Origin of the sequence: Phreatobacter sp. (assembly GCF_030691135.1) — a bacterium.
GTDB lineage: Bacteria > Pseudomonadota > Alphaproteobacteria > Rhizobiales > Phreatobacteraceae > Phreatobacter.
The window spans coordinates 1-8,440 of record NZ_JAUYFA010000054.1 but is presented as its reverse complement, the minus strand read 5'-3'; the positions used below and the strand labels follow the sequence as shown (position 1 = coordinate 8,440).

General features: G+C 67.0%; 10 protein-coding genes. 7 read left to right on the top strand and 3 right to left on the bottom strand.

From position 1 onward, the window contains the following. From Q8O26_RS09315 to Q8O26_RS09300, 4 genes are all read left to right on the top strand, one after another. Positions 1–897, top strand: an 897-nt coding sequence (locus Q8O26_RS09315; protein ID WP_305575233.1) for an Asp-tRNA(Asn)/Glu-tRNA(Gln) amidotransferase subunit GatB, incomplete at its 5' end; no start/stop codon positions are given. Positions 898–940: 43 nt separating this feature from the next. Continuing rightward, a complete protein-coding gene (locus Q8O26_RS09310) occupies positions 941–1,519 on the top strand; it encodes a hypothetical protein (RefSeq protein ID WP_305575232.1) in 579 nt (192 codons plus the stop codon). 97 nt (positions 1,520–1,616) lie between these two features. After that, a complete protein-coding gene (locus Q8O26_RS09305; RefSeq protein ID WP_305575231.1) occupies positions 1,617–2,249 on the top strand; it encodes a glutathione S-transferase family protein in 633 nt (210 codons plus the stop codon). Then, the gene (locus Q8O26_RS09300; protein ID WP_305575230.1) at positions 2,246–2,722 is read left to right on the top strand and encodes a GNAT family N-acetyltransferase; all 477 of its coding nucleotides are present in this window, start codon (positions 2,246–2,248) and stop codon (positions 2,720–2,722) included. The genes Q8O26_RS09305 and Q8O26_RS09300 overlap by 4 nt, the downstream gene beginning before the upstream one ends. Positions 2,723–2,740: 18 nt before the next feature. Here the strand turns inward: Q8O26_RS09300 and Q8O26_RS09295 are convergent, their stop codons facing one another. Next, positions 2,741–3,028, bottom strand: coding sequence for a hypothetical protein (locus Q8O26_RS09295; RefSeq protein WP_305575229.1), 288 nt, complete (start codon positions 3,026–3,028; stop codon positions 2,741–2,743). A 228-nt stretch (positions 3,029–3,256) separates the two neighbouring features. Between Q8O26_RS09295 and Q8O26_RS09290 the strand changes: the two genes are divergently transcribed. Then, on the top strand, positions 3,257–3,955 hold the full coding sequence (locus Q8O26_RS09290; RefSeq protein ID WP_305575228.1) for a glutathione S-transferase N-terminal domain-containing protein: 699 nt from the start codon (positions 3,257–3,259) through the stop codon (positions 3,953–3,955). Positions 3,956–4,091: 136 nt separating this feature from the next. Continuing rightward, a complete protein-coding gene (locus tag Q8O26_RS09285) occupies positions 4,092–4,376 on the top strand; it encodes a hypothetical protein (RefSeq protein WP_305575227.1) in 285 nt (94 codons plus the stop codon). Here Q8O26_RS09285 and Q8O26_RS09280 read toward each other — a convergent pair whose 3' ends face one another. Beyond that, positions 4,377–5,597, bottom strand: a complete 1,221-nt coding sequence (locus tag Q8O26_RS09280; RefSeq protein ID WP_305575226.1) for an MFS transporter — start codon at positions 5,595–5,597, stop codon at positions 4,377–4,379. 124 nt (positions 5,598–5,721) lie between these two features. Further along, positions 5,722–7,563: a dihydroxy-acid dehydratase gene (gene ilvD / locus Q8O26_RS09275; protein WP_305575225.1), complete on the bottom strand. Its 1,842-nt coding sequence runs from the start codon at positions 7,561–7,563 to the stop codon at positions 5,722–5,724. A gap of 273 nt (positions 7,564–7,836) precedes the next feature. On the opposite strand from ilvD, the gene Q8O26_RS09270 reads away from it, so the two are divergent. Beyond that, on the top strand, positions 7,837–8,440 hold a 604-nt coding region (locus Q8O26_RS09270), incomplete at its 3' end, for a hydantoinase/oxoprolinase N-terminal domain-containing protein (RefSeq protein ID WP_305575224.1).

Here is an 8,440-nt window from a genome sequence, read left to right as displayed (position 1 = left end):
CGCTATCTCGGCACCTGCGACGGCGACATGGAGAAGGGCCAGCTTCGCTGCGACGCGAACATTTCAGTCCGCCCGGTGGGTCAGACGACGCTGGGCACCAAGGTCGAGCTCAAGAACCTCAACTCGATCTCGTTTGTGCGCGACGGCATCGCGCACGAGATCAAACGCCAGCTCGGCGTGCTGGAGCGCGGCGGCACCATCGGGCAGGAGACGCGCGATTACGACGGGATGGAGGGCACCTCGCAGTCGCTGCGGACGAAGGAAGATGCCCACGACTACCGCTATTTCCCCGATCCGGACCTGCTGCCGCTCGAATTCACCCAGGCCTATGTCGACGATCTCGCCCAGCACCTGCCGGAGCTGCCGGACGAGAAGAAGGCGCGCTTCATCTCGCAATATGGTCTGACGCCCTACGACGCCTCGATCCTCGTTCTGGAACGCGACAGCGCCGACTATTTCGAGGCTGTCGCGAATGGCCGTGACGCCAAGGCCTCGGCCAACTGGGTGATCAACGAGCTGTTCGGCCGCCTCAACAAGGACGGCCGCGACGTGACGACCTCGCCGGTGACGCCGGCCCAGATCGGCGGCATCGTCGATCTCATCGCGTCGGGCGTGATCTCCGGCAAGATCGCCAAGGACCTGTTCGAGATCATCTATACCGAAGGCGGCGATCCTGCCGAGGTGGTCGAAGCCCGCGGCATGAAGCAGGTCACCGATACCGGCGCCATCGAGAAGGTGATCGACGAGGTGATCGCTGCCAATCCGGACAAGGTGCAGCAGGCCATCGCCAAGCCGACCATGCTCGGCTGGTTCGTCGGCCAGGTGATGAAGGCCTCGGGCGGCAAGGCCAATCCGGAAGCCGTGAATGCGATGCTGAAGGCGAAACTCGGGATTTGAGGCGGGGCGCAGCCCGGCCCTGGTGCCACGACAGGATCATCTGATGGCAGGTTCCTGGACGTCCAATATCGAGCGGGATCCGCGCTATCGTGGCGCCGAAGAGATCATCTCGGCGGCCGGCTATGCGATCACCATCGCCGACGACATGATAGCGATCGTCAACGAGGAAACCGGCGACAGCCAGCGCTTCCGCGCCCGCAAGGATCTCCTCGCCTTCGCGGCGTCGCTCGCATCGGGCGAGCCGCCGCCGGCGCAGAAGCGGGGAGCCAAGATCCGCAACGGCCCCGGGTTCAGCGCGCATGCGGCCCGTCCGCCGGCGCGTGAGGCGGGATCGCGTCCCGACGGCGATGAAGACATGGACATCGCCAGGCTCAAGGCGCTCTGCCAGGCGCTGACCATCGAGCGCGACGCATGGAAGGCGAGGGCGCAGATCCGCGAGGAGAGCGTTGTGAGCGAGCCCTCCGACGGCGGCGAGAAGTACCGCGCGCTGAAGAAGTTCATCGCCCGCGAGTTCCACCCCGACCATGTTCGCGCCGACGGTATCGAGCGGCTGGTGCGCACCGAAGTCTTCAAGACGATCTGGGCCCATATCGAGGACATCGAGCGGGCCGGGCGCCCCTAGGATTGCCCTCCGCAGATCGGCTGCCAGCCCTGTGGCGATGCGGCTTGCGATGCAGGGAATGATCGTTTTCCATGCCGGCCTCTCGGGGAGGAAAAACATGTCGAAACGCTTCACGCTTCACGGTTTCTGGCTGTCGGGTCCGACCTACAAGGTCGGTCTCATGCTCAGCCTCTGCGGCGAGGACTTCGCCTATCAGTCACTCAATCTGCGGGCCGGCGAGCACAAGGCGCCGGCCTTTCTCGCCAAGAACCGTTTCGGCCAGGTGCCGGTGCTGGAAGACGCCGAGGCGGGTCTGGCGCTCTGCCAGTCCGCGGCGATCCTCGAGCATCTGGCATCGACCCTCGGAAAGTTCGGCGGCGCGGGCGCGGCTGATCTCGCCCGAGCGCGCGAGTGGATGTTCTGGGATTTCGACCGTCTCGCCGGGCCGATCTACCGCTCGCGCGCCCAACGCTTCGGTATTCGCGCCTTCAACCAGCCGATCATGGAAATGTACTGGGTCGAGGGCAATGCGGCGCTGAAGGTTCTGGAACAGGCGCTGGCGGCGTCAGACTGGCTGGCCGGGGCGCATCCGACCATCGCCGACATCGACGTCTATGGCGTCGTGGCCTACGCGCCGCAGGCCGGCTTCGACCTCGGGGCCTATCCGGCCATCAGCGCCTGGATGGGCCGGATGGAAGCGCTGCCGGGCTTCATCGCCAGCGACGGCCTGCCGAAAGCCTCGCGCCCGTGAACGCTGCCGCCGTCATGATCCGGGACGCGACCGCGGCCGACGTGCCGCGGATCGCCGCACTCATCGCCATGGGCGACGCTTCCCTGCCGATGAGCGCGGCGGAGGCCGAGGCCGAGGGCGGGTTGCCGGTCTATGCCGAGGCTTTCGCGCGGATCGCCGCCGCGCCGGATAATCACCTGTTCATCGCCGTCGCGGCGGACCGGATCGTCGGTACCTACCAGCTCACGGTCCTGCCGGGCATTGCCGAGCGCGGCCGCACCCGCGGCAAGATCGAGAGCGTCCATGTCGACCCGGCCCTGCGCAGCACGGGCATCGGCGCGGCGATGATGCGCCACGCCATCGCCACCGCCCGCGACAAGGGGATCGGGCTTGTCGAGCTGTCGTCGAACAAGAGCCGCTCCGATGCCCATCGCTTCTACGAGCGGCTGGGATTTGCGAGGAGCCACGAGGGCTTCAAGATGGCCTTGGACTGAGGGGCCGTCAGCCGGTCCTCAGCTGCGGCGCCGGGCGCGGCATTCTGGCAGGAAGCTGCGCCAGGTCTTGCCCGCAGCCTGCAGTCGCGTCTTGTCGCGCCGCCATTCGGTGCCGCAGTCCCGCATGATCTGGTCGTTGCGCAACTGGGCGGCCGAGCGCGGGCGTCGCGTCGTCGTCGACGCGGGCGGCGTGGTGGTCGTCTCGGTCGCCGAACTGCGGCTGCGGGGCGACGTCGCGGTCTGGGCGGCGGCGATATCGGCGGTAAGCACGATGGCGGCGAATGCCGCGAGCCAATGAAGTCGCATAGGTGATCCTCCGAGTGATCGCGTCGACCCTTTCACCCTTCGGCACAACCCGGGATGAACGTCGCGCAGGTTGTATCCTGCGCCGTTCGTGCAACCTTGCAACTGAGGCATCGCACGGATGTGTCCATCGAGGGGTTGGCCTCCGGCGGCAAGATGCTAGCCTCGCGGTCCCAAGGCTTTCCGAACCCGACCGGTGCCACCGGCATAAGGTTCACGCGGAGACGCTCCATGTCGCACCATCCGATCGAACTCCATTTCTGGCCCACCCCGAACGGGTGGAAGATCACGATCATGCTGGAGGAATGCGGGCTTCCCTATACCGTCGTTCCCGTGAACATCGGCAAGGGCGACCAGTTCAAGCCCGACTTCCTCAAGATCGCCCCGAACAACCGGATGCCGGCCATCGTCGATCCCGACGGGCCGGGCGGCGCGCCGATCTCGGTCTTCGAGTCCGGTGCCATCCTGATGTATCTCGGCCGCAAGACCGGCCGGTTCTATCCGCAGGACGAGCGCGGCCGCGTCGCCGTGGAGGAATGGCTGATGTGGCAGATGGCCGGCTTCGGCCCCATGCTCGGCCAGACGCACCATTTCCGCATTTATGCGCCGGAAAAGATCGACTATGCGATCAACCGCTACACCAACGAGGCCAACCGCCTCTACGGCGTCTTGAACCGGCGCCTCGAGGGGCGCGACTTCATCTGCGACGCCGTTTCGATCGCCGACTTCGCCTGTATCGGCTGGGCGAAGCTCTGGGAGCGGCAGGGGCAGGACATGGACCAGTTCCCCCATGTAAAGGCCTGGATCGACCGCATGCTGGCCCGGCCCGCCGTCCAGAAGGGGTTGATGGTCAACAAGGAGGACCGTAACGCCACGGCGCCGCGCGACCCGGCGGCGCAGGCGATCCTCTTCGGCCAGACGGCGCGCTGAGGCGGCGGAGCGTCCGGGCGAGGATTTTCATCTTTTCGTAGCGTTAATCCATCGTTGACCTATGGGAAGCAGACTGCAGGAGAACCAAGGTATCGGGCGGCCGACCGGTCTGCCCGTCTCAATCGGAGGTCATGCGATGAGTATGATGATCCTCGCGGAAGCGGACGCGCTGTCCATCGTGCCGGTGGATCTGGAAAACCGCCCGCCGCGCGAACTCGGGACCCTCTATGCAGCCGGCCGGGTCGTGCCCCGCGATCTCGTCGCCGCCCACATGTGGTTCAACATCGCCGCCCTGAAGGGTGACCGCGACGCCGCCCACAGGCGGCAGGAGGTCGCCGCCGAGATGAGCAAGGACGAGATCGCGCAGGCCCTCGGCTGGGCGCGCGCCTGGCTGGACGCGCAGGCCCCCGTCGCCGTCTGATCAGGTCGCGGCAAGCCGCGCGCGTTCCTTGTCCATGTCAGGCAGAAGGATGGTCAGAAGACCGATGAGCGGCAGGAAAGAGCAGATCCAGTAGACGTATTCGATGCCCCTAGCATCGGCGATCTGGCCGAGCACCGCAGCGCCGACGCCGCCCATGCCGAAGGCGAAGCCGAAGAACAGTCCGGAGATCATGCCGACTTTTCCGGGGACGAGTTCCTGGGCGAAGACGAGGATCGCCGAGAAGGCCGAGGCCATGACGACGCCGATAACGGCGGTGAGGATCACGGTCCCCGTCAGGTCAGCATAGGGCAGGGCAAGGGTGAAGGGAAGCGTCCCCAGGATCGATCCCCAGATCACCAGCTTGCGGCCGAAACGGTCGCCGATCGGGCCGCCGAGGATCGTCCCCACCGCCAGGCCGCCGAGGAAGACGAAGAGCAGGAGCTGCGCGTCACGCACCGACACGCCGAAGCGGTGGATCGTGTAGAAGGTGTAGTAGCTCGTCAGGCTCGCCATATAGACATATTTCGAGAAGACGAGCAGTCCCAGAACCGTGAGCGCGATCAGCACCTTGCGGCGCGGCAGGACGAAGGGGCGGGCGGGCGCCGGGCGCGCGGCCTGGGCGGCCCGCTGACGCGCATACCAGCCGCCGACCCGGATGAGGATGACCATGGCGGTCAGCGCCAGCGCGCCGAACCAGGCGACGCTCTGCTGGCCACGTGGCAGGATGATGAAGGCCGCCGCCAGCGGTCCGAGCGCGGTACCGACATTGCCGCCGACCTGAAAGAGCGACTGGGCGAGGCCGTGGCGTCCGCCCGAGGCCAGCCGCGCCATGCGCGAGGATTCCGGGTGGAACACCGCCGAGCCGAAGCCGACGAGGCCGGCCGCCACCAGCAGCAGTTCGTAGCTTCCGGCATGGGCGAGGAGGATCAGTCCGACAAGGGAGAAGCCCATGCCGACTGCCAGCGAGTAGGGCTGCGGGTTCCTGTCGGTATAGAGGCCGACCAGCGGCTGGAAGAGCGCGGCGGTTCCCGAGAAGACGAAGGCGAGGAGGCCGATCTGGCCGAAATCCAGCGCGTAGTTTTCCTTCAGGACGGGATAGAGCGCCGCGACCAACGACTGCATAACGTCGTTGAGAAGGTGGCATGTGCTGAGCGCCGCCAGAATGCCGAAGGATGTGCGGTCGACGGCAGGGGCGGCCGTGTCGACGGGCGTGCTGGTCACGGATGCTCCTCGGGGCGGCAGCGGCCGCTTCATTCCTGCCCGATTGGGAGGCAATCCGTGGCGGTGGTCAATGCTGCCGGGACGGGAGCCCGCATGCGCGGGGCGAGGGGCTCCCGCTGCAGCGTCAGTTCACGACCCGAACAGCGCCCCTGGAGGCGCTGGTGGTAAGGGCGGCATAGGCCCTCAGCGCCGTCGTCACCTTGCGCTTGCGCGGGGCTTCGGGCTGCCAGGCGGCGTTGCCCCGCGCTTCAATGGCGACGCGGCGGCGGGCGAGTTCCGCGTCGGAGACGCGCATGGCGATCGACCGGTTGGGGATGTTGATGTCGATCATGTCGCCCTCCTCCACCAGGCCGATGGCCCCGCCTTCCGCCGCTTCCGGCGAGGCATGGCCGATGGAGAGGCCGGAGGTGCCGCCGGAGAAGCGGCCGTCGGTGATGAGGGCGCAGGCCTTGCCGAGACCCTTCGACTTCAGATAGCTCGTCGGATAGAGCATTTCCTGCATGCCGGGACCGCCGCGCGGTCCCTCATAGCGGATGACGACGACGTCGCCGGCCTTGATCTTGTTGGTGAGGATGGCGTCGACCGCCGCGTCCTGGCTCTCGAAGATGCGGGCGGGGCCGGAGAAGGTCAGGATCGAGGCGTCGACGCCGGCGGTCTTCACGATGCAGCCGTCGAGCGCAATGTTGCCGGAGAGCACGGCGAGGCCGCCGTCCTGCGAATAGGCGTGTTCCGCGGAGCGGATGACGCCGGTCTCGCGGTCGAGATCGAGTTCCTCGAAGCGGCGGCTCTGGCTGAAGGCGGTCTGGGTCGGCACGCCGCCCGGTGCGGCGGAATAGAAGGTCCTGACGCTCTCGCTGTCGGTCACCGCAATGTCCCAGCGGGCGAGGGCGGCAGCCATGCTCTCGGCATGGACGGTCGGCAGGCTCGTATCGATGAGCCCGGCGCGGGCGAGTTCGCCGAGGATGGCCATGATCCCGCCGGCCCGGTGAACGTCCTCCATATGGACGTTGGCGACCGAAGGCGCGACCTTGCAGAGCACCGGAACCCGCCGCGACAGACGGTCGATATCCTCCATGGTGAAGCCGATCTCGCCCTCGTAGGCGGCGGCCAGTAGGTGCAGGACTGTGTTGGTCGAGCCGCCCATGGCGATGTCGAGCGTCATGGCGTTCTCGAAGGCCTTGAACGAGGCGACGGAGCGCGGCAGCACGCTCATGTCGTCCTGCTCATAATGGCGGCGCGCGAGATCGACGATGAGATGGCCGGCCTCGACGAAGAGGCGCTTGCGGTCGGCATGCGTCGCCAGGACCGAGCCGTTGCCGGGCAGGGCGAGGCCGAGGGCTTCGGTGAGGCAGTTCATCGAATTGGCGGTGAACATGCCCGAGCAGGAGCCGCAGGTCGGGCAGGCGGCGCGCTCGATGGCGGCGACCTCGTCGTCGGAGATGCTGTCGTCGGCGGCGGCGACCATGGCGTCGACCAGGTCGACCTTCTTGAGGACGCCGTCGGCCATGAACTTGCCGGCTTCCATCGGCCCGCCCGAGACGAAGATGGTCGGGATGTTGAGGCGCAGCGCGGCCATCAGCATGCCGGGCGTGATCTTGTCGCAGTTGGAGATGCAGACCAGCGCGTCGGCGCAATGGGCGTTGGTCATGTACTCGACGCTGTCGGCGATGAGCTCGCGCGAGGGCAGCGAATAGAGCATGCCGTCATGGCCCATGGCGATGCCGTCATCGACCGCGATGGTGTTGAATTCCTTGGCGACGCCGCCGGCCTTCTCGATCTCGCGCGCCACCAACTGTCCGAGATCCTTCAGGTGCACATGGCCGGGCACGAACTGGGTGAAGGAATTGGAGATGGCGATGATCGGCTTGCCGAAATCCGAGTCCTTCATGCCGGTGGCGCGCCACAGGCCGCGGGCGCCGGCCATGTTGCGGCCATGGGTCGTGGTGCGTGAACGATAGGCGGGCATGGTCGTTTCCAGGGCTCGACGTGGGTCTGCTTGATCGGTCCGGCGGGCGGTCCGTTGGTTCAGCCTTTATCGGTTCAAAACCGGTTAGGCCAGTGCGGCACGGGGCCATCCCCCGTCCCCGCAATCGGCATGGCAGGCATTCACCGCGGATGGTTCGGGACTTGCGTGCGCTGCAGCCGTGCAGCGGGATCAGGCCTCCGGCCCGAAAGCGGACCTTCCGCCGCCCGACCCGCTTGCCGTTCAATGCCGCAGGCAGGATCGGCAGGGCCGGTCATGGAGCAGAACGACGTGCAGACAAGAGAATGGGACATCGGCACCGATATCGGTGGCACCTTCACCGACATCATCGCCGTCCGAAGCGGCAGCAGCGAGACCCGGATCGCCAAGGTTCCCTCCCGACCCGACGCACCGGTCCAGGCGATGATGGAGGCGCTGGCGGCCGTCGGCCTCGGGCCCGACGACGTGCGCCGCTTCGTCCACGGCACGACGCGCGTCACCAATGCCCTGGTCGAGGAGCGCCTGCCGAGAGTGGCGCTGGTGGCCACCGCCGGTTTCGAGGACGTGCTGGAGATCGCCCGCTACCGCCGGCAGGAACTCTACCGCCTCGACATTCCGCCGAAGGCGCCGCCGCTCGTGCCGCCGTCGCTCTGTTTCGGCATTGTCGAACGGCTCGACCATACCGGTGCCGTGCTGAAGCCTCTCGCCGAGAGCGAGATCGAGCGGCTGGTGACGTGGCTCAAGGCCAACGATGTCGCCAGCGTCGCCATCTGCCTGCTCCACTCCTATGCCAATCCCGACCATGAGAAGCGCCTCGCCGAGCGCCTTGCCGGCATCGTCCCGCATGTCTGCGTCTCGCACGAGATCAATCCGGAGGCGC

Coding starts and splice junctions, on each gene's coding strand:
- Q8O26_RS09310 (WP_305575232.1), top strand. CDS start 941: ATGGCAGGTTCCTGGACGTCCAATATCGAGCGGGATCCGCGCTATCGT.
- Q8O26_RS09305 (WP_305575231.1), top strand. CDS start 1,617: ATGTCGAAACGCTTCACGCTTCACGGTTTCTGGCTGTCGGGTCCGACC.
- Q8O26_RS09295 (WP_305575229.1), bottom strand. CDS start 3,028: ATGCGACTTCATTGGCTCGCGGCATTCGCCGCCATCGTGCTTACCGCC.
- Q8O26_RS09290 (WP_305575228.1), top strand. CDS start 3,257: ATGTCGCACCATCCGATCGAACTCCATTTCTGGCCCACCCCGAACGGG.
- Q8O26_RS09285 (WP_305575227.1), top strand. CDS start 4,092: ATGAGTATGATGATCCTCGCGGAAGCGGACGCGCTGTCCATCGTGCCG.
- ilvD (WP_305575225.1), bottom strand. CDS start 7,563: ATGCCCGCCTATCGTTCACGCACCACGACCCATGGCCGCAACATGGCC.